Source organism: uncultured Thiothrix sp., assembly GCF_937876535.1.
GTDB lineage: Bacteria > Pseudomonadota > Gammaproteobacteria > Thiotrichales > Thiotrichaceae > Thiolinea.
On the sequence record NZ_CALFHZ010000018.1, the window covers coordinates 275,718 to 296,556 of the forward strand.

Consider the following 20,839-nt stretch of genomic DNA (forward strand, 5'->3'; position numbering starts at 1 on the left):
CTCAAAGCGCTTTGGATGAGATTATTTTACCTTTTTGGGTACAAATATCGAACTGACTAACGCTTCACGCTAAACTAGCCAGCCCTTGGAATTATATTATTAAAACTAAAGTGAACACGCCGACCCCCATTAATAACAACCAACTTCGCAAACAGCTAAACACCGTCATGGGTGCAGATCGGTTTCGCTTGCGGCGTGAGTTTCAGCAATTAGAACGCAAACCCGACGCAGCCCGTGCAGTGCGCTTACAAGCGAAAATCGAAGCAAGTAGTCAACGTCGTGCTTTACGCATTCAAAATAAACCCCAGCCTGATTACCCGGAAGATTTGCCCGTTGCACAGCGCCGCGAGGAAATTATCAAGGCAATTCAAGAACATCAAGTGGTGGTCATTTGTGGGGAAACTGGCTCGGGGAAAACCACGCAGTTGCCGAAAATGTGTTTGGATGCAGGCCGTGGAGTTGATGGTTTTATTGGGCATACTCAACCACGCCGGATTGCAGCGCGCAGTGTCGCCGACCGGATTGCTGAAGAATTAAAAACTCAGCTGGGGCAGCAAGTCGGCTATAAAGTGCGTTTCACCGATAAAACCCATCAAGATAGCTATATCAAGCTAATGACCGATGGGATTCTGCTGGCAGAAATTCAGCAGGATCGGTATTTGAATGATTATGACACCCTAATTATTGATGAGGCGCACGAGCGCAGTCTGAATATTGATTTCCTGCTAGGCTATTTGAAATGGCTACTGCCCAAACGGCGGGATTTAAAAATTATCATTACTTCCGCGACGATTGATCCACAGCGTTTTGCTGAGCATTTCAATGGTGCACCGATTATTGAAGTTTCAGGGCGCACTTATCCGGTGGAGCTGCGCTATCGGCCTTTGGTAGATATTGAGGGCGAGGATGAGCGCGATTTAACCGATGCGATTTTAGATGCAGTCGATGAATTGGGAGCGGTCGGCAGCGGGGATATTTTAGTCTTCCTACCCGGCGAGCGCGAGATTCGTGAAACAGCAGAGGCGTTACGCAAACATCACCCACCTTCCACAGAAATTTTGCCGTTATATGCGCGCTTGTCTGCAGAAGAGCAGCATCGAGTCTTTGAAGCACATGGGCGGCGGCGCGTTGTCTTATCCACCAATGTGGCGGAAACCTCACTCACTGTACCGGGGATTCGTTATGTGGTCGATGCAGGTTTAGCGCGGATTTCGCGTTATTCATGGCGCGCTGGGGTGCAACGCTTACCGATTGAAAAAGTGTCGCAAGCCTCCGCTAATCAGCGTTCTGGTCGTTGTGGGCGGGTAGCTGCGGGCGTGGCGATTCGTTTATATAGCGAAGAGGATTACAACAGCCGTCCACTGTTTACCGAACCGGAAATTCTGCGTACCAATCTCGCCTCCGTCATTCTGCAAATGGAAACCATGCAGCTGGGCGATATTGAGAAATTCCCCTTTGTCGAAGCGCCTGATCTCCGCTTGATTCGGGATGGCTATAAGCTGTTATTTGAAATTGGTGCAGTGGATGCTGATTTTAATCTCACGCCTAGCGGTCATGCTTTAGCCAAATTTCCGGTGGATCCGCGCCTAGGCAAAATGCTCCTGACCGCTGAAAAAGAGGGGGCTTTAAAAGAGGTTTTAGTGATTGCGGCAGCTTTAGCGATTCAAGATCCGCGCGAACGTCCAATGGATAAGCAGCAAGCCGCCGATGAAAAACATGCACGTTTTAAGGCAGAAAACTCTGATTTCTTAAGCTTATTGGCGCTTTGGGAGTATTTTCATCAGCAGCGTAAAGAGCTTTCCAAAAGCCAATTCCGCAGAATGTGTCTGAAAGAGTTCTTATCATGGACGCGCTTGCAAGAATGGCATGATATTCACCAGCAAATTCGTAGCACCTTGCTTGAAGGGGGAGTGAAGGAAAACGAAAAGCCTGCAGAATATAGTGGGATTCATCGCAGTTTATTGTCCGGTTTGCTTGGTAATATTGGCCTGAAAGATGAAGATTTAGAATATCAAAGTGCGAATGGCCGCAAATTCCTGATTTTCCCCGGATCGAATCTGCGTAAGAAAGCGCCGCAATGGGTAATGGCCGCCGAGTTGGTGGAAACTAGCAAGCTCTATGCCCGTACGGTCGCAAAGATTGAACCCGAATGGATTGAAGAATTCGGCGCGCATCTGCTCAAACGTCATTATACCGAGCCGCATTGGGAGCAAAACTCGGCGAATGTGTCGGCTTTCGAGCGGACTTCTTTGTATGGGATTACCGTCACACCCAAGCGGCGTGTGAGCTATGGACGGATTGATCCGTTGATTAGCCGTGAGATTTTCATTCGCCACGCCTTAGTCTATGGCGAATATAAAACCAATGCCGCTTTCTTCCGTCACAATGGCGAATTAATCGCGCAAATTGAAGAACTAGAAGCTAAAGGGAGACGGCGCGATATTTTAGCTGATGAAAAACTGTTATATGACTTTTTTAATCCGCTGGTTCCAGCGAATGTCGTCAATGGGGCTTCTTTTGAAAAATGGCGCAAACAGGCTGAGCAGAAGCACTCCAAACTTCTCTATCTGACACATGATTATTTAATGCAGCGCGATGCGGGGCATGAGCGTAGTGGTCAATTTCCCGACAGTATTGCTGTGCAAAGTATGATTTTGCCGTTGCGCTATCATTTTGAGCCGAATGCAGAGGATGATGGCGTGACAGTACGTTTGCCGCTGTTAGCGCTCAATCAGCTTTCACCGACTCGCTTTGAGTATCTAGTGCCTGGGATGCTGGAGGAAAAACTAACCGCTATGATTCGAGCTTTGCCGAAGCAAATTCGCAAGCAATTTGTACCTGCGCCGGATTATGCGCGTGCCTGTTTAGAAGCGATTGAGCCTAGTGAAAAAGTGTCTTTATCTGAGGCTTTAGGCCAGCAGCTATTGCGCATGAGCGGTACACGGATTGATAGTGAGGCTTGGGAGCAGATGGAGTTGCCGGAGCATTTATTGATGCGCTTTGAAGTAGTGGACGATAGCGGGGTAGTGGTGAAAGCGGGGCGCGATTTATTAGTGCTACGCAATAAAGTCGGTCAGCAAGCGAAGCAAGAACTGATTCGCCAACCCACTCAGCATATTGAGCGCCAAGGTTTAACTGAGTGGAATTTTGGCGATCTGCCGTCTACGCATTTGCTCGATATGGGCGGCATGAAATTGCATGCTTGGCCAGCTTTAACGGTGGCTAGCCCACAAAGTAGCTCGGTGGATATTAAGCTATTTGATAATGAGGCCGAAGCACAACGCCAACATCGTTTAGCAGTATTGCGCTTATTTATGTTAGCTTTGCCTACAGAAGCACGCGATGTACCAAGGCAAACTCCACAAATGCAGCAACTCTGCTTGCATTTTGCTGCCAGTGGCAAGTGTGATGAACTCAAAGAGAGTATTACTCGTTATGCTTTCCGCCAAGCCTTTGCTGAGTTTTTGGATCTACGTAAACAAGCTAGTTTCGCCGCTGCGATACCTGTGGGGCGGAAACGTATTTTTGCTCAAGCGCAAGATTTAGCACGTATGCTTGCTCCTGCTTTAGCGGCTTATCATGAGATTCGTAAGCTGTTAAAAGGCAAAGTGAATCCTGCTTGGCTCGAAACTTTGAATGATGTGAATGACCAACTCGCGCATTTAATTTATCCGAATTTCTTGGATGAAATGCAACCGGATGAAATCCGGCACTTGCCACGTTATTTAAAAGGCATTCAACGCCGCTTGGAGAAAATGCTCGAAGCACCCACTAAAGATCGAGCCTTGCGTGTCCAAGTGCAGCCTTATTGGGATCGCTATAAAGAACGCCTGCATAAAAATCGCAGCCAAATGAACGCCAAGCAAGATGCGGCTTTGCATGAGTACCGCTGGATGGTCGAAGAGTTTCGGATTTCTTTATTTGCGCAGGAATTGGGAACGGCTAAGCCCGTGTCAGCGAAGCGTTTGGATAAGGTTTGGGAGGAGGTTTAAACGGGTTCAATCTAGCTGTGGTTTAGTTTTTAAAACAGATTTTTCAAGGTAGAGGCACACATGGCTCATCAATACATCGCTGAGATTATTTGGCAGCGTGGCAATCAGACGTTTCTCGATAATCGCTATAGCCGCAAGCATTTATTAAAATTTGATGGCGTTGAAGTCGTTGGCTCCTCTTCAGCGCTAGTAGTGCCTTTGCCTTATTCAGAGTCGCAAGCACTAGATCCCGAAGAGGCTTTTGTAGCGTCCATTTCCAGTTGCCATATGTTGTGGTTTTTATCGATTGCTGCGAAACAGGGTTTCATCGTCGATAGCTATCACGATACCGCAGTCGGTGTAATGACATTGAATGAGCAGAAAAAGTATTGGGTTTCAGCGGTGACTTTAGAACCTAAGATTCTGTTTTCTGGCGATAAAACTCCTACCGCTGAACAGCTAGAGCAGTTGCATCATGAGGCGCATGAGGAGTGCTTTATTGCTAATTCGGTGAAAACGCAGATTACTGTTAAGCCTTAGCATCAATAGCTGCCCGTGCAGATTTCTGCTATTATCCTTAAAATGCGGATTTTAAGGATAATTCATGAAAACGATTAATGCTACCGAAGCACAAAAGCAATTTGGCTCATTGATTGATGCCGCTATTCATGCCCCTATTAGCATTACCAAACATAGTCGCGAAGTCGTCGTTATGGTCTCAGCACAACGCTTTTATCAATTGGTTGAACTAGCTAAAACCAATTTAGAGGCAGCTACTAATGCGCCACCTACACACGCTTTGCTAGGTTTATTGGGTGCAGGTAAGGAGATTAGAGCTTTCGATTCGCCCGCTGAGATTGATACTTGGCTACAGGCTGAACGTGAGCAATGGTCGCCTGCGGCATGATTGCTAGCCGCAAAATCTATCTAGATAGCAATATTTTTATGTATGCGCTGGAAGGGCATGAATTATATGCCGGAGTCTTGCAGCAGCTTTTTCACTATATTGCTAGTGAGCAAATTGCTGTTTATACAAGTGATTTGACCCTAGCTGAGTGTTTAGTGATGCCGCTTAAATTGGCGAATCAACCGCTAGCTGATTTATATAAAATGCATCTTACTAGCCATGCAGGTTTAGAGTGCTTAGCGCTTTCGCGTGAAGTGCTTATGCAAGCAGCACAGTTACGGGCGGATCTAAATATTAAATTACCGGATGCGATTCATGTGGCTAGTGCGCTCTTATCTGAATGTGACAGTCTGCTTACCAATGATCGCGGCCTGCGTGCACCTGCCCATTTAAAGACTTTACAGTTAAACGACTTTTTATCCGGTTAAGTGACTAGCACAACTTGCTTAGTATTTAATAAGGTCTATGCAAACTAACCTTCACATTCAAGCCGACACCCTCTACCGCTTCATTCAACTCCATCCGCGCTTGATGATTCTGACTGGTGCGGGGGTCAGCTTAGCTTCAGGTATTCCGACTTATCGAGATGAAAATGGAGTCTGGTTGCGGGGTGCGCCTTTACAACATTACGACTTTATTCAAAAAGAGTCCGTGCGTAAGCGTTACTGGGTGCGTTCTTTTGTGGGCTGGCCGACTATTTCGCAAGCTCAACCGAATCGAACTCATCAAGCTTTAGCCAAATTAGAGTCTTTTGGGCTAGTGGAGCTATTAGTAACGCAGAATGTGGATAATTTGCATCAGTCCGCAGGGCAACAAGCAGTCGTTGATTTACATGGGAATTTACAGCGGGTTGTGTGCTTACAGTGCGGCAATAAAACCACACGGCTTGAGCAGCAGGAGCGTTTAGCAGAGCACAATCCACTCTTAAAAAGCCTCCAAGCTGAAATTCGCCCAGATGGTGATGCAGCCTTGTCGGATGATTATTTTGAGCAATTAGAGTTACCCGCTTGTTTGGTATGTGGTGGTGTTTTAATGCCCGATGTCGTGTTTTTTGGCGGTACCATTCCAGTCCCTAGAGTAGAGCAATGTTTAGGCGCTTTGGAACAAGCAGATGCCTTATTAGTGGTAGGTAGCTCTTTAAAGGTCTATTCAGGCTATCGTTTTTGCTTACGAGCTAAAGAGTGGGGTAAACCGATCATTTTGCTGAATCCGGGTAACACACGTGCAGATGAACTAGCACAGCTCCATATTCGGACGGATGCTGGGGATGTGTTAAGCGAATTAGTTGAATGTTTCTTCTCGCAGCTCCAGTGTAACTGCGAGGATTAAACGACTAAAAAGTATTCATTAAGAGCTACTAGAACCGCTCTTACCGCCGAAAATATTGAAAGTATCCATCCAGCGTTTAGCAAAATCAGCGTTGCTCATAATGGAGGATTGGAAAAAGCCCATGGGATCATAGCCATCAGCTCCAGAAGTTAGGCGCTCCAGCATTTTATCCATGACTTGTTTATTGAATTCCTGTACATCGGGTAGGCCGACTAAACGGCGCATTTCTTCCGGTGTGACCTCAACATCGATTTTTATATTCATCGCCTTCTCTCCTCAACAGAACGAATTTTATTTTAAGTATGAAATGGATAGCCGTTTAAGTGTGTTTCCAATAATACGGCTGCTTGATTCGGATCATCTGCATCAGTCACTAATAGTAAATGCACACTATTTCCCTCAACTTTGGCAGAGACACCTTCGATTTTGTAACGATTATCCAACACCGTCAAATTAACTAATTCACCTTGGGTATTAATCACACCCAAGGCTGCTGCCATTAATTCACCATCGGCATAACTATTATCGGTAGCCTCAGCCGCCGCAGAAAATATCCAACTGCCATCAGGTAAGGTAGTGGCATCAGTGAAGCATAAAGGCACCCCCGCCACTGCGCCTAAATCATAAGAGTGAATCGCAAGCACTAGCTCAGAACCCAAACTTTGCCGCTCTGTGAGCGCGGTCAACGCTTGCGCTAGATCCAAACGAATACAAGCATTTTGGCTATCAACGGCTTTATTGCCCCGTTGCAGTAAGTTCAGATAAGCATCAACGAAAGCACCTTCTATATTCAGATCAGCAAAGTGCTCAGCCAATTTTTCATACAAAGGACTTAAATCAATGATCAGTGGTGATGTATTAATGGCACCATCAGCCGCTAAACCCAAAAGCACACCTCGGTGGCGGTGTTTTTTTGAGCCAGACCCGAGCGCTAATAAAGCACCATTAGGATAATGGCCAAAAGTAGGCAATAGGGTTAAAACTTCAAAATCAGGTTTATGCGCTTTACGTTCTTTGGGATGGTCTGGCAAATCACCTTTCAGTAAGCGAAATAAACGCCCAGGTGTGGGCTGATTGCGTAAGAAAATGCCTAAATGATTTTCATCGTCGGCAACTACATATAAGTAATCGCCAATACTAACTAAGCCGCTCGCCGCTGCTAAAAATAGCGGGCGGCCAGCTTCTGTAGGTTCAAGCAAATCTAAATGACGTAGACGATTTAGCTGCAAGATAAGCTACCTTATTCTAAACCTTGGCTAGTCAAGTATTCATCATACGTACCACGATAATCCACTATCGAGCCATCGCCCTTTACATCGAAAATGCGGGTGGCTAAGGAGCTGACGAATTCACGGTCATGGGAGACAAAAATCAAGGTGCCATCATAACGTGCCAAAGCACCGTTTAAGGATTCAATCGATTCCATATCCAAGTGGTTGGTGGGTTCATCCATCAGCATCACATTGGTACGAGACAGCATCATCCGCCCGAAAATCATCCGGCCTTTCTCACCACCGGATAAGACTTTTACTGCTTTCTTTACCGTGTCACCACCAAAAAGCAAACGACCTAAAGTGCCGCGAATTTGGGTTTCCGCATCTTCACCTTCATAGCCTTCCTTACGCACATATTCAGCGATCCAATCGGTGAGGGCGCGGTCACTTTTGAATTCATCCTCATGATCTTGATCGTAAGTAGAAATCCGCACTTTCTCCGCCCATTTAATCGTACCTTTTTGTGGCTGTAACTGACCCAATAACAGCTTCATTAAGGTGGTTTTACCTACACCATTTTCCCCGATCACAGCGACTTTCTCACCGGCTTCCACGGTGAAACTGAAGTTTTTAAGCAGTGGTTTTTCCATGCCTTCATAGCCGAAGGTGAGGTTTTCCACTTCTACGGCAAAGCGATGCAAACGCTCTTTTTCATCGTATTCAAAGCGAATCCACGGATATTGACGGCTGGATGGCTTTATATCTTCTGGCTTAAGCTTCTCAATCAGTTTGCGGCGGCTGGTGGCTTGTTTGGCTTTGGATTTATTCGCCGAGAAGCGGCGCACGAAATCTTGCAACTCCAAAATCCGCTCTTTAGCCTTGGCATTTGCATTAGCTTGACGCTCACGCGCCATCGTAGCGGCTTCCATAAATTCGTCGTAATTGCCTGGATAAACCTGAATTTTACCGTAGTCTAAGTCAGCCGTATGGGTGCACACTTGGTTGAGGAAATGGCGGTCATGCGAGATGATAATCATGGTGGATTCACGATTATTCAGGGTATCTTCTAGCCAGCGAATCGTGTTGATATCGAGGTTATTGGTTGGTTCGTCTAAGAGCAGAATATCAGGGTTCGCAAACAATGCTTGGCACAAAAGCACCCGTAATTTCCAACCGGGAGCGACTTCACGCATTGGGCCATTGTGTTGTTCGACTGGAATACCAACTGCGAGTAATAATTCACCGGCACGTGCTTCAGCCGTATAGCCGTCAATTTCGGCGAATTGGCCTTCAAGCTCAGCCGCGCGCATGTAGTCATCTTCAGTGGCTTCAGGATTTGCGTAAATTGCATCCTTCTCTGACATGATTTTCCACATGTCCTCGTGCCCCATCATCACCACATCCAAGACGCGCCTATCTTCATAGGCGAATTGATCTTGGCGCAGATAAGCCATGCGCTCGTTAGTATCTTTAGAGACGTTACCGTGCGTGGGTTCTTGCTGTCCACACAGGATTTTCATAAAAGTCGATTTACCCGCTCCATTCGCACCAATCAGGCCGTAGCGGTTACCGTCCCCGAACTTCACGGAAACGTTATCAAATAAGGGTTTTGCACCAAACTGCATGGTGACATTAGCTGCAACTAGCACAGGGTATCCTCGTGAACAAAACTGGATGTGTTAATGAGGTGCTACTTTAGCAGTTTTGTGCTGTGCACGCAGCGAAACTAAGCGTTAAATTAAGGTGGACTCACACAACGCTGATAACGGGTATTTACAGTGTTTGCGAACTTAGCTGTGGTGAGAATGCGTGAAGATTTTTCGCTGTGTAATTCAATCCCGGGTAGTTGTGCATAAAGAGGGGCTTTACCCGTTTCTTGCTGGTAAGTTTTTAAGACGGCTTGGTAAGTTGGCGTACTGTTAAACGCGAGCTGCTTTTCTTTTAATAAGTCCCGCCGAACTTGATAATCTTTAAAGCCCAAATGGTATTTCTGTACCACATTACGTACCGCTTGTTCAGTACCGCTGACGGTCATTTCCACATCCCCATCCGCTTGGTAAATCAACAAGTCGCCATCAGTAGCAATCTCCTTAGCGATGAGTTTGCCAATCATGGTTTGGAAGGCTGCATTACGACTGCTATAGCGGCCAGCATTAAAATCAGCAAAGCGGTAGATTTTCTTGTCATAGCCACTTTCATAACCTAATAGCAACAAAGTACCGTAGTAAAGCCCACCTTTGCGCGTATAGAGTCGATCACGGATTTGATAGGTTTCTTCTAGGCTTAAAGTTTTGCCATTGCGCCGTTCACGCTCGAATTGCACCGCGAAACTGACTGCCACTTGCATAGAACCAATCGTATTAATTTCATTATTGCCCTCAATAAAGCTATTCGCGAAGCGATTGTCTACCAGCCAGTTGAGTTTATATTGCTGAGCATATTGTTTAAGACCGCCAATTAAATCACGATAGGCTAAATCTAAATCACGCTCAGTTTTAGCTTTTCGAATGCGTTGCATAAAGCTGTCATTCGCAGTCGGAAATTTATTCAGAAATAACACAGCTCCATCACCAAGCAGTGAAAACTTTTTTAGTTTATTAATCACTGCTTGCTCAGAGATTTTTCCTAAATTGGCAATGCTTGGATTAGCCACAAATCCTGACTCTTGATCAGCGATTGCAATGACGGCACAAATATTTTCACGACTTTGGTTAAGGCCATGTTCTTTTAATACAGCCAATAAGTCGGTAGCCCACGCCCGGGGTTCACGAGCATTTGGCTCTGCGGTTTTAATCAGTTGTGTGGTTTGTTCCAGACTTAGGGACGGGAGCACAGGTTTGGCTTCCGTGGCTGTTTTGGTTTCGCTCAGTTGGGCTTTGATGACAGGATAGAACCAAATGCCTAAACCAATAGTGCCTAAGCCGCCTAGCCAGAGCAGGAGGGTTTGGAGTTTTTCTAAGAGCCAGTCAATCATTTTTGAGCATTTTATCTGTGCTTATTAATGTACTCTAGCAAGCTATGAATAGCAGGACAAATTCTTAAGATTTGTTTTAATATCCGTTAGTCGGCGTTTGATGAGTGTTCAACGGCATGTACGACATTTTCCTCAGCTATTCCAGCAAAGACCTTGAGCGAGTGCGCCCCTTATTTGAGGCTTTAACCTCTCAAGGTTGGGTGGTTTTTTGGGATCATCTATCCATTAGGGCTGGGTCTAACTGGCGCTCTAAGATTAATAAGGAAATTCATGACAGCCGTTGTGTCATTGTTGTCTGGTCAAAAGATTCCATCAAATCAGAGTATGTGATTGAAGAGGCCGAAATTGCGGTAAGGCGTAAAGTTCTTGTCCCTATTTCATTGGATAATGTAAGCCCACCCTTTGGCTTTACCCAAAGACAAACGATCAGTTTTAAATCTCTACAGCCAAAAGCAAATACTATAGCGTATGAAAAATTATTAGGTTCAGTTCAGTATTTGGCTGGATCACCTGAAAGAGTTCCTTTTTCTTCAAAAAATCCTGAAGGTGGTTTTAAGAGTTATACGATATTTATTTTATTACTGCTACTAATACTCCTTGTAGGCTTATATCAGCTTTTTCCATTGTTTTTTTCTAAAGAAAGAACGCTAAATGAAATTAGAGATAGTGGCGAACTTATTATTGCTACACGTGATACCTTACCCCCTATGGGATTTAGGCAGGATGGAAAACTAGTTGGGATTGACATTGAATTGGCGGTTAATTTAGCAAATTCATTGAATGTAAAGCCAAAATGGGTTTTCTTTGAGGATATTAATCAAAGAGAAGAATTGCTCGTTAAAAATAAAGTTGATGTGGTTATTTCGTCTTATTCAATAACAGAAGAGCGTGAGAAAAAAATAAAATTCTCGATTCCTTATTTCGATAGTGCTTCAGTCATCATGGTTCGTAAGGAACAGGCAAATAGTATAAAAAGTTATAAAGACCTAGCCTATAAAAAAGTGGCGGTACTTCGCGAGAGTTTGAACGCCGATACTATTCGTGCTTTAGCGCCTACTGCTGAGCAAATAGAAATTGATGGTAGTATGATGCAAGGTTATCGAAAATTAGAAGAAAAGGAAGTAGATGCAGTTGTTTACGATAAGCCAATGATTGAATATTTTATCGCTAATCATCCATCTAAAGAGTTTTCAGTTATTAGTGGGCCACCCTTGGATCCTAATAATTATGCGATTGGGGTTAACTTGTTAGAGGGTAAGTTGCTGGAGCATATTAATGCTTTCTTAGAAAGTTCAAAAAAAAATGGTTTTTTGGATCAATTATCTGCCAAATATGCCACCTCTAGTATAGTTGTAGAGGTCAATCAGCAAGTCGATGCCTTTACAGAATATACGATTAAAAAGGGGGATACCTTGAGTAAAATTGCCTTTAGTGTTTATGGTGATCCCAGTTTATGGGAAGGAATTTATGCTTATAATCATAAACTGGGTTTAATTGAGTTTGCGGGTTTAATTCGATCTGGGCAGAAAATTAAAATTCCGGTGCAAAGTAGCTTGAAATAGCGGATTTTGATAAGACTCAGATTGCTTTTAGGGGCTGCGTAGTTTATTACCTACCAGCAGTCTTTCTACAAGATGTCTAGCTGTAGCTTGTATAAGTCCTTAAAATAGGCTGCTACTTCTAGTTGCTACTTTAGACACAATATATGAAATATCTAAAAATCCCTGTGACGCCCTTTCAGCAAAATTGCAGCCTCATCTGGTGTGAGCAAACCAAAGAATGCGTATTGGTTGATCCAGGTGGTGAAGTACCTAAGTTGATGGCGGCAATTGAAAAAGAGGGCTTGAAACCCATCGCTGTCTGGCTCACACACGGGCATTTAGATCATGTTGGGGGGACTATGCCAATTGCTGAGCATTATCAAGTCCCGGTGATTGGCCCGCATAAGGGCGATGCCTATTGGCTGGATGGCTTGCCGATTCAATCTCGCCAATTTGGTTTTCCTCCACATGAGGCTTTTCGCCCTACTCAATGGTTACAGCACGGCGATACCTTAAGTGTTGGAACCGAGAGCTTTGAGGTTTACCACACCCCCGGTCATACACCCGGCCATGTTGTATTATTCAATCGTCAAGCCCATATTGTCTTTGTAGGAGATGTGCTATTCGATGGGGGCGTAGGCCGTACTGATTTTCCCGGCGGTAATCACCAGCAGCTAATGAACTCCATTAAGCAACAGCTTTGGCCTTTGGGCGATCACATCACCGTCGTGCCAGGACATGGGCCGAATACCACGATTGGCGATGAACGTCGCACCAATCCCTTTGTACATTGAGTCATGCTGCGTTCTCTAGCGCTCTTCACTTTAAGTTTAAGCTGTGCAGCTTGTGCGGTGACTTCAAGTGTACCAGCACGCTCCTTACCCATTAATCAACGCATGATGTTAGCTGCTCATAATGAGGTGCGTGCGCCGCTAGGGTTGCCGAAACTTACTTGGTCAGAGCGTTTAGCGGATTATGCTCAAGTTTGGGCAGCGACTTTAGCCAGCCGTTATGGATGCAGTATGCAACATCGTAGTGAGGTCGGCAGAGATGAATGGCAGGTCGGTGAAAATTTGTTTTGGGCAGGTACGCGGCGTTGGACGGATGGACGTAGAGAGTTGGAACCGATTAGTCCAAGACGTGTAGCTGCTTTATGGGCGAGTGAAGTGCGTGATTATGATTACCCGAGTAATCAATGCCGTCCTGGAGCACAATGTGGGCATTACACACAGATGGTCTGGCGCGACACTCAAGAGGTAGGTTGCGCTGCAGCCGTATGTGGAGATTTAGGGCAGATTTGGGTCTGTAACTATAGCCCTGCAGGCAATTGGTTGGGGCAGCACCCTTATTGAAGCTTGATACTGTAAAACACCTCATGGGGCGGTTGCCCTTTGAGGTCAGGTTGTTTAACCCCTAATTTAATTTGCTCCCCCGGCTTATATTTAGCGAGGTAAGTATATAAATCGCCTGCATTCTCGATCATTTTACCATTGATACTCGTAATCTTATCACCCTCATGTAAACCTGCCTTATCAGCAGCACTATTAGGGACAAGTTTGCCAATCGTTACTCCATTATTGGCCGGAACGAGCCAAGCGCCCAATTTACCTGTGGGTGGTAAGCTTAGAAATTGAGTCAGCAGTTGATAATCCACCTCATCATTTAGGCGTTCACGTACATCCACACTATGGATAGTAGCCTTGGAAATTTTGGGTAAGCGCCGACTCACATCATTCGGAATAGCAGCTTTAGCACTGACATGTCCAGAGCCTGCAAACACAACCATACGGGATTTTTCATTAGCCTGTAGAAACTTCACAATGTTAGCAGCCATCGTTTCGTCCCAAATCCGCTGTACCATGGCAAAGTTTTCAAATTGACCATGTCCATGTGCATGATCAGCAAAGACTTGACGTAGTTTGTTCAGATAAGAACCTGCGGCTGGAGTAATTTCTTCAGGGAGTTGTGCGCGCTCGGCTTTGGTTAAGCTGTCTAAGCCTTGCATGCCAACTTTACTTGTCAGTTCAGCCGGAGCGTTTAAAGCAATCACTGGTAGCTTATTTGCTCTGGCATATTCCAATATCGGGCGTAACATCCGAAAATCATAGCGCCAACGATTATAATAATCGGTTTGTGCAAGGAGCTGATCTTCGTCAATTTTACCGGCTAGATAATTATTGATAATGGGCTGAAAGCTTTGCTGAAACCACTCGACTCCAATGCCAATATTGGGATTTTGGCGGTGCATTGCGCGCAGGATCAACAGTTGATTCATGTGATGATCGTAGCGGTCATGGGTTTCACCCACGAAGACGACCCGCTTGTTTTGTAGCCTTTGCATGAGTTCTGGGAAGCTAATTTGCTTATTGCCATCAATAGCGACTGGCTTCCAGCCATCTAAAAAGGCATTTACCTCAGCTAAGTTTTGATGCTCAAGCGTCGTGGCTTGTACAGGCAAGGAGAGAGTGCTAGTGAGCAGACAGATTAAGGCTAAAAGTGAAGTAATTCGATCTCGCAGTATCATAGCTGTATTTTGTATCCTTAAGCGAATCTTGGTGTCAGGTAGAGTTTAAAACTCTGTGTGCTAACAGATGCTTCCATGCCATCTCTGTTATGTTAGCACCCTGTCAGAAAAGTGCGCATTTCCCTTAGATAATCGGATAATCCAATGATCTTAATCAGGCTTTTCATGATTTGTGTTGTGCTTATCTTAGCTTGGACTGGGCAGGTAAGTGCTAACCCAAGCAACGCTAACTCAACGATCCTGCTACAACATCAACTGAAATTAAAAATTGATCTCGTATCTACTCGTTTGTCGGTGGCTGACCAGTTAAGGTTCAGCACTGAGGACGCGGAAACTTGGCAATTTAGCTTAAGTGAGCATTTTAATTTAGAGCCTAATCCTGCCATAGAGTTACTCAGGAATGAGCAAGGTCTGAAGTATTATCGCGCTAAACAGGCAGAGCTCAGTTTAAGCTATAGCGGTCAGCTTAAGTCTACTCCAGATTGTGCTTGGTTAACCCAAGTTTGTGTACAGTTTGATGCTAAAGGCATCTATTTAGACGCGAATAGCCAGTGGTATGCCGATGCGCCGAACGCGTTACATAATTTTGAGTTAACAGCGGAATTACCCAAAGATTGGGTGAGTTTAACTCAAGATGAGCAAGTACAAAGCACTTGGAAAGAATTGCAGCCACAGCAGGCTATTTACTTCTTAGCAGGGCCATTTAAGGTCTATAGTGAGCCTGGTAAATATGCAACTGCTCAAGTTTATCTACAAAGCGCGGATGATGAGCTTGCCAAAAAATATCTTGCAGCGACTCATCAATATTTGGAGGCTTATTCCAAGCAGTTGGGGGCGTATCCTTATCGTAAATTCGTCACTGTCGAAAGTTTCTGGGAAACAGGCTGGGGAATGCCTTCCTTTACCTTATTGGGTTCTAAAGTGATGCGCCTGCCATTTATTTTGAGCAGTTCCTTCCCACATGAAATCGTGCATAACTGGTGGGGCAATAGTGTCTATGTGGATAGCTCACAAGGTAATTGGAGCGAGGGCTTAACGGCTTACTTAACTGATTATCAAAGCAGTGCGGGCAAGGGTGAGGCGATGAATTATCGGCGCGATACTTTGCAAAAATACGCTAGTTTCACCAGTCATTTTCAGGATTTTCCGCTCAAAGATTTTCAAAGTCGTCATGATCAAACGACGCAAGCGATTGGCTATGGCAAATCGCTGATGCTGTTTCATATGCTCAAACACCAAATTGGTGCAGCCGCTTTTGAGCAAGGGTTGCAGGCTTTATATAAGGATTATGCCTTCAAGGCAGCCAGCTTTACTGATGTGCAAGCAGTTTTTGAAAAAGTCAGTGGACAGCATTTACAAACTTTCTTTAAGCAATGGCTAGAGCGTACCGGTGCACCGCATTTGGCTTTAGGCGAGCACCAATTTACCGATCAAGAAGGTAAAGTACAACTGAGGATTACCTTAAAACAAACTCAAGCCAGTGAGCCTTATCAACTTAAAGTACCTATCGTAGCTGGCTTTAAAGATGGAACAACTGCAACCCAATGGCTTGATTTTAATACGGCACAGCAAAGCTTTAATTTAAGTTATACACAAAAGCCGGTGGCAGTCAGTATCGACCCTGAATTTGAAGTCTTGCGCATTCCCGAATTCGGCGAGGTGCCTGCCGCTTTAAATGTTTTATACACTGCTGAGCCGAAAACTTTTGTAATCGCACGACAAGTGCCTGCTGGTATGGAGTTAGCTTGGGAAGAGGCAATTACTGCTTTCAGTCGTGGTGATAAACCTAAGCAGCAATACGATGATGCCCCTTTACCGGATGAAGGTACTGTAATTTTATTGGGGGGCGATAATACGGCCTTGACAGGTTTATTAGAGCGCGCTAAGCAGCCCTTTAAACTCAGCGAAACGGCTTATACTTTAAACAGTGTGAATTATACTTGTGGTTTGCATTCTTTAGCTTTGACTCTAACAGCGGGTAAACAGCAATTAGTGCTCTTAGATGCAACTACGCCTGAAGCTTTGCAGCAGCTAATTAATAAGCTGCCGCATTATGGAAAATATAGCTATGTGCTGTTTAATAGCGCTAGCGGCGAAAATGTAGCCAAAGGCCAATGGGAAGTGAATGATTCACCGTTAACTCTGCATTTTGATTAGTTAGGCGATTTTAACCACCGTGCGCCCGACAATTTTATTCTGTAAATAGTCGGGGAAAGCTGTTAAGAGTCCGTCGAAATTAATTTCACGCTGGATGATTTTATCCAAATGCTGTGGTTTTAAATCAGCCCCGAGGCGCTGCCAAGCCTCATCGCGCATTTCCCGTGGTGCTTCAATATTAATTCCAATCAGAGATACACCGCGCAGAATAAATGGCATGACAGTGGTAGCAAGCTCAAAACCACCCGTTAAACCGATGCTAGCGATACTGCCGAACGGTTTAATCGTGCGGGTTAACCAAGCTAGCGTCTCGCCACCCACATTATCAACCGCGCCACCCCACAGTGCGGTTTCGAGCGGACGTTTACCCATCGCTAAACTATTGCGATCCACAAAGCGGCTTGCACCTAGTGCGCTTAAATAGTCGTGATGTTCGGTTTTGCCGGTATAAGCAACTACTTCATAACCGCGTGAGGACAATAAATCTACCGCGAAGCTACCCACGCCACCCGTTGCACCCGTGACTATCATTGGGCCATGCTGCGGTGTTTGCCCCATGCGCTCTAAACGAATCACCGCTAACGCAGCGGTAAAGCCTGCTGTACCAATCGCCATCGCTTCACGTTCACTTAAGCCATGCGGAACTGGAACTACACAAGCTGCTGGTACTCGTGCATATTCAGCATAGCCACCATCAAGGGTTTCGGAGATACCACCACCCACGACTAATACTGAATCACCCTCCTGAAAGCGGGTATCAGTGGAGCGATGAACTTTGCCAGCTAAATCAATACCACCATTGAGGGGAAATTGACGCACAATCTTCGCGCTACCCGTTGCGGCCAATGCATCCTTGTAATTAATGCAGGACCAGCTAACCTTAATTACCACCTCACCCGCGGTTAAGTCGTCTAGCTGCATAGTTTCAAACGCAGCACTGACTTTATTTTCATGCTGACGAATACGTAAGGCTTTAAATGGATGCATCGCAGATCCTCTCCTTGCGATTAAAAAGATTGGGTGTGCTTGAGTCTAGCGGTGGCTAATTCAGTTAGTCCAGCAAAAACGGGTTTTAGGTTACAAGGATAAACATAGTTTTCCTAAGGGATAGACGCTATTCAGTACTAGCTATCCTAGGTTATCATCGGCGCTCCTTGCCATGCATCGGATTGGCTGAATACGAATGATCGATTTCCTGATTCTCTTGCTGCTGATGCCAGTAGCAGGTGCACTATTTATTCTGTTTTTGCCCGAGCAACGACAGCCTTGGATTCGCCCGACGGCTCTAATCACTGCCACCCTCACTTTACTCTATACCCTCTATTTGGCAACCCAAATGGATTTCAGCAATCCAGCCGTGCAATTAGTCGCTGAATATCAATGGAATAAACGCTTAGGTACTTATTTTTCCTTTGGGGTGGATGGTTTGTCTTATCCCTTAGTGGCTTTAACCAATCTATTAACCTTGGCAGCAATTGCTGTTTCTACACAAATTAAAGAGCGTATTAAAGGTTATTATATTTTGCTCTTACTATTAGAAGCAGCAACGATGGGCGTGTTTCTAACTCAAGGTTGGGCGCTCTTTTATGTTTTCTGGGAATTAGTATTGATTCCGCTGTTTTTCTTAATTGATCGTTGGGGCGGAGTGAATCGCCAACGAGCTGCCTTAAATTTCGTGTTGTATACCATGGGTGGCTCGGTATTTATGCTCTTAGGCTTATTAATGCTATTTGATGCTAATCCAGAACACCGCTTTCTCTTTGCCTCAGTTAAACGTGCCTCTGCAGTGATTCCGCCTGAAACCCAAACTTTAATTTTTTTAGGGTTAATGATTGGCTTGGGTGTGAAAATGCCGTTGTTTCCTTTGCATGGTTGGTTGCCCTTAGCCCATGTGGAAGCACCTAGTCCCGTGAGTATTTTATTATCAGGTATTTTGCTCAAAATGGGGGCTTATGGGCTGATCCGTAGTGCTGAAATGCTGCCTGCGGCCGCGCTTAATCTGCAGAATTTTATGATGGCGCTGGGCATGATTGGTATGTTGTATGGTGGCTTGTTAGCTTGGCGGCAAAGCGATTTGAAGAAAATGATCGCTTATTCCTCGGTGAGTCATATGGGGGTAGTGATGATTGGCATTGCTGCCTTAAATGAAAATGGCTTAATGGGGGCAGCTTATCAGATGGTGGCACATGGCTTAGTTGCGGGGGCTTTGTTTATGCTGATTGGCCTCTTATATGAGCGTACACACACCCGCGATATTAATGATTATGGCTCACTGTTAAGAGCGACACCACGTTTTGCAGTCTTAATTATTTTAGCTTTGGTTGGTGGTGTGGGTTTGCCAGGAACAGCAGGCTTTATTGGTGAGTTGCATGCTTTAATCGGTGGCTTTGAGCGTTGGGGTTGGTTAGTCGCTGTTCTATCCTTAGGCATGTTAATTACTGCGACCTATAGCCTGCGCACAGTTAAGCAACTTTACACTGGGCCGGTGAACTTGAGTATGCAACAAGTGCCAGACTTAAAGCCGCTAGAACTAGCTGCAGGCGGGATATTGGTAGCGGGTACGCTCTTACTGGGCTTTTATCCTTTGCCTTTACTCAACGTACTACTCAGCAGTTTACAAGCAATTGCTGCACCTTTTGGAGCTTAAGCGATGACTGAATGGCTGCATCGATTACTCTTACTGATTCCTCTCTTGCCCCTGCTTGCCGGTTTTTGGATTGGTTTAGGGGTAATTTTCAAATGGAATCGTGGTGAACAAGGTGAACGTGAAACCGCCTTGCTTGCGGTGGGTTCGGCGCTGTTAGTGTTTTTGGCTTTGCTGGGTTTAGCCGTTTATAGCGCTGTGAACGGTTCTCTAGGCACTATTATAATTTCCCGCTGGCTGGAAAGTGGCAATATCCAAGCGAGTGTTAGCCTGCTATTCGACGGCTTAAGCCTGAGCTTAGCGACGGTTTTCAGTTTTATTATTTTGCTGACTTTACACTTTTCAGTGAATTACCTACATCGTGAAGCTAGTTTCCAGCGCTTTTTCCTGATTATGTGCCTGTTTCATACCGCTATGCTGTTGATTGTCCTTGGTGGCAATCTGATGGTGACTTTTGTTGGTTGGGAACTAGCAGGGATTAGTTCTTATTTATTGATCAGCTATTCATGGCAACGTGAATATGCTAGCACCAATGCTACGCGTGCTTTCGTGACCAATCGGGTGGGTGATGCTGGCTTTCTATTGGCTATTTTCATGGCTTTAATTTACTGGGGCAATTGCGATTGGGAGGCGCTCTTAGTGCAAAGCCAAATGGAGCCGGGTTTGGTCGCCAATCTGATAGTGCTGGGTCTGATTCTGGCAGCCTGTATCAAATCTGCACAGTTTCCATTTTCAGCTTGGATTTCGCATGCCTTAGAAGGGCCAACGCCTTCCAGTGGGGTTTTCTATGGCTCAGTGATGGTACATGCGGGTATTTATCTTTTATTGCGCTTATCGCCCATGTTGGAGCAAATGCCGATTATTGCTTGGCTCTTAGCGGCAATGGGTTTAGCAACGGTCGTTTATGCTTGGTTTTTAGCACAAATGCAGACGGATATTAAAAGCTCGCTAATTTTCTCAACCCTGATGCAGGTGGGTATGATGGTGGTGGCGATTGCAGCAGGTTGGACGACCTTAGCTTTAATCCATTTAGTGCTGCATGCTATTTGGCGGATTTATCAATTTTTATGGTCACCCTCATTTCTACAGCAAACTTCTAGTCCTGCCCCCGCTGCACCCGCTTGGTTTCAGAACAATTTATGGCTGCATAATGCTTGCCTACAACGTTTCTGGTTGGATCGGTTAGCGGATACTTTTTTAGTGAAGCCCACCCGCTTATTGGCACATGAAGCACAGTTATTTGATCAACAAGTGGTAGACCGTTTAACCGGTACACCCTCTCATACCAATGTCTTGTCGACGTTAGTACAAATGCAAGCCCTTCAAACTGGGAGTTTGCAGCTTAGTAATCAGGTGGGAATAGGCTCGGGGATCTTTGGTAAGCTCCTGCAACGTATTGCTGAAATCATGGAGTGGTTTGAAGAACGCTTAGTCCTAAAAAGTAGTAGTGATGGTTTAGCTGGTTTAGCCACAGTTTTAGGTGAACGAGCTGAGTTGGTGGAAACTTATCTGCGGCAACCCCGTTATATGCTGGTCTTGATTGCTGCTACTTTAGTGGTTGTGTTATGAGGGCGCGCT

Annotated in this window: 17 protein-coding genes; 11 read left to right on the forward strand and 6 right to left on the reverse strand. The window is 45.2% G+C overall.

Annotation, left to right across the window (positions count from 1 at the left end):
• Nucleotides 1-110 precede the first annotated feature (110 nt).
• The 5 genes from hrpA to Q0230_RS10355 all read left to right on the forward strand — a co-directional run bounded on the left by hrpA (nucleotide 111) and on the right by Q0230_RS10355 (nucleotide 6,207).
• Nucleotides 111-3,992 (forward strand): ATP-dependent RNA helicase HrpA, encoded by a 3,882-nt coding sequence (hrpA, locus tag Q0230_RS10335; protein WP_298609923.1) that lies wholly within the window; start codon nucleotides 111-113, stop codon nucleotides 3,990-3,992.
• Nucleotides 3,993-4,052: 60 nt separating this feature from the next.
• Nucleotides 4,053-4,511, forward strand: a complete 459-nt coding sequence (locus Q0230_RS10340) for an OsmC family protein (RefSeq protein ID WP_298609924.1) — start codon at nucleotides 4,053-4,055, stop codon at nucleotides 4,509-4,511.
• Between the two features lie 64 nt (nucleotides 4,512-4,575).
• Nucleotides 4,576-4,878, forward strand: a complete 303-nt coding sequence (locus Q0230_RS10345; protein ID WP_298609925.1) for a type II toxin-antitoxin system Phd/YefM family antitoxin — start codon at nucleotides 4,576-4,578, stop codon at nucleotides 4,876-4,878.
• Complete coding sequence (locus Q0230_RS10350) at nucleotides 4,875-5,306, forward strand: PIN domain-containing protein (RefSeq protein ID WP_298609926.1); 432 nt, start codon at nucleotides 4,875-4,877, stop codon at nucleotides 5,304-5,306. Before Q0230_RS10345 ends, Q0230_RS10350 begins: the two co-directional genes overlap by 4 nt.
• Nucleotides 5,307-5,343: 37 nt before the next feature.
• Nucleotides 5,344-6,207, forward strand: coding sequence for an NAD-dependent protein deacetylase (locus Q0230_RS10355; RefSeq protein ID WP_298609927.1), 864 nt, complete (start codon nucleotides 5,344-5,346; stop codon nucleotides 6,205-6,207).
• 18 nt (nucleotides 6,208-6,225) lie between these two features.
• On the opposite strand, the gene Q0230_RS10360 is transcribed toward Q0230_RS10355, so the two are convergent.
• From Q0230_RS10360 to Q0230_RS10375, 4 genes are all read right to left on the reverse strand, one after another.
• Nucleotides 6,226-6,471, reverse strand: coding sequence for a DUF6489 family protein (locus Q0230_RS10360; protein WP_298609928.1), 246 nt, complete (start codon nucleotides 6,469-6,471; stop codon nucleotides 6,226-6,228).
• Between the two features lie 32 nt (nucleotides 6,472-6,503).
• The gene (locus Q0230_RS10365; protein WP_298609929.1) at nucleotides 6,504-7,436 is read right to left on the reverse strand and encodes a hypothetical protein; all 933 of its coding nucleotides are present in this window, start codon (nucleotides 7,434-7,436) and stop codon (nucleotides 6,504-6,506) included.
• 11 nt (nucleotides 7,437-7,447) lie between these two features.
• Nucleotides 7,448-9,070 (reverse strand): ABC-F family ATPase, encoded by a 1,623-nt coding sequence (locus tag Q0230_RS10370; RefSeq protein WP_298609930.1) that lies wholly within the window; start codon nucleotides 9,068-9,070, stop codon nucleotides 7,448-7,450.
• 89 nt (nucleotides 9,071-9,159) lie between these two features.
• Entirely contained in the window at nucleotides 9,160-10,395 is a 1,236-nt protein-coding gene (locus Q0230_RS10375; protein WP_298609931.1) for a DUF1615 family protein, read from the reverse strand.
• Nucleotides 10,396-10,511: 116 nt separating this feature from the next.
• Between Q0230_RS10375 and Q0230_RS10380 the strand changes: the two genes are divergently transcribed.
• From Q0230_RS10380 to Q0230_RS10390, 3 genes are all read left to right on the forward strand, one after another.
• Nucleotides 10,512-11,957, forward strand: a complete 1,446-nt coding sequence (locus Q0230_RS10380; protein WP_298609932.1) for a transporter substrate-binding domain-containing protein — start codon at nucleotides 10,512-10,514, stop codon at nucleotides 11,955-11,957.
• Nucleotides 11,958-12,100: 143 nt separating this feature from the next.
• The gene (locus tag Q0230_RS10385; protein ID WP_298609933.1) at nucleotides 12,101-12,730 is read left to right on the forward strand and encodes an MBL fold metallo-hydrolase; all 630 of its coding nucleotides are present in this window, start codon (nucleotides 12,101-12,103) and stop codon (nucleotides 12,728-12,730) included.
• 3 nt (nucleotides 12,731-12,733) lie between these two features.
• Nucleotides 12,734-13,288, forward strand: a complete 555-nt coding sequence (locus Q0230_RS10390) for a CAP domain-containing protein (protein WP_298609934.1) — start codon at nucleotides 12,734-12,736, stop codon at nucleotides 13,286-13,288.
• On the opposite strand, the gene Q0230_RS10395 is transcribed toward Q0230_RS10390, so the two are convergent.
• The gene (locus tag Q0230_RS10395; protein WP_298609935.1) at nucleotides 13,282-14,460 is read right to left on the reverse strand and encodes a ChaN family lipoprotein; all 1,179 of its coding nucleotides are present in this window, start codon (nucleotides 14,458-14,460) and stop codon (nucleotides 13,282-13,284) included. The two genes, Q0230_RS10390 and Q0230_RS10395, sit on opposite strands and share 7 nt — an antisense overlap.
• A gap of 177 nt (nucleotides 14,461-14,637) precedes the next feature.
• Between Q0230_RS10395 and Q0230_RS10400 the strand changes: the two genes are divergently transcribed.
• Nucleotides 14,638-16,617: a M1 family metallopeptidase gene (locus Q0230_RS10400; RefSeq protein WP_298609936.1), complete on the forward strand. Its 1,980-nt coding sequence runs from the start codon at nucleotides 14,638-14,640 to the stop codon at nucleotides 16,615-16,617.
• Here Q0230_RS10400 and Q0230_RS10405 read toward each other — a convergent pair whose 3' ends face one another.
• Nucleotides 16,618-17,604: an acryloyl-CoA reductase gene (locus Q0230_RS10405; RefSeq protein ID WP_298609937.1), complete on the reverse strand. Its 987-nt coding sequence runs from the start codon at nucleotides 17,602-17,604 to the stop codon at nucleotides 16,618-16,620.
• Nucleotides 17,605-17,800: 196 nt separating this feature from the next.
• Between Q0230_RS10405 and Q0230_RS10410 the strand changes: the two genes are divergently transcribed.
• Entirely contained in the window at nucleotides 17,801-19,264 is a 1,464-nt protein-coding gene (locus Q0230_RS10410; RefSeq protein WP_298609938.1) for a NuoM family protein, read from the forward strand.
• A 3-nt stretch (nucleotides 19,265-19,267) separates the two neighbouring features.
• Nucleotides 19,268-20,830: a proton-conducting transporter membrane subunit gene (locus tag Q0230_RS10415; RefSeq protein ID WP_298609939.1), complete on the forward strand. Its 1,563-nt coding sequence runs from the start codon at nucleotides 19,268-19,270 to the stop codon at nucleotides 20,828-20,830.
• The last annotated feature ends 9 nt before the right edge of the window (nucleotides 20,831-20,839 follow it).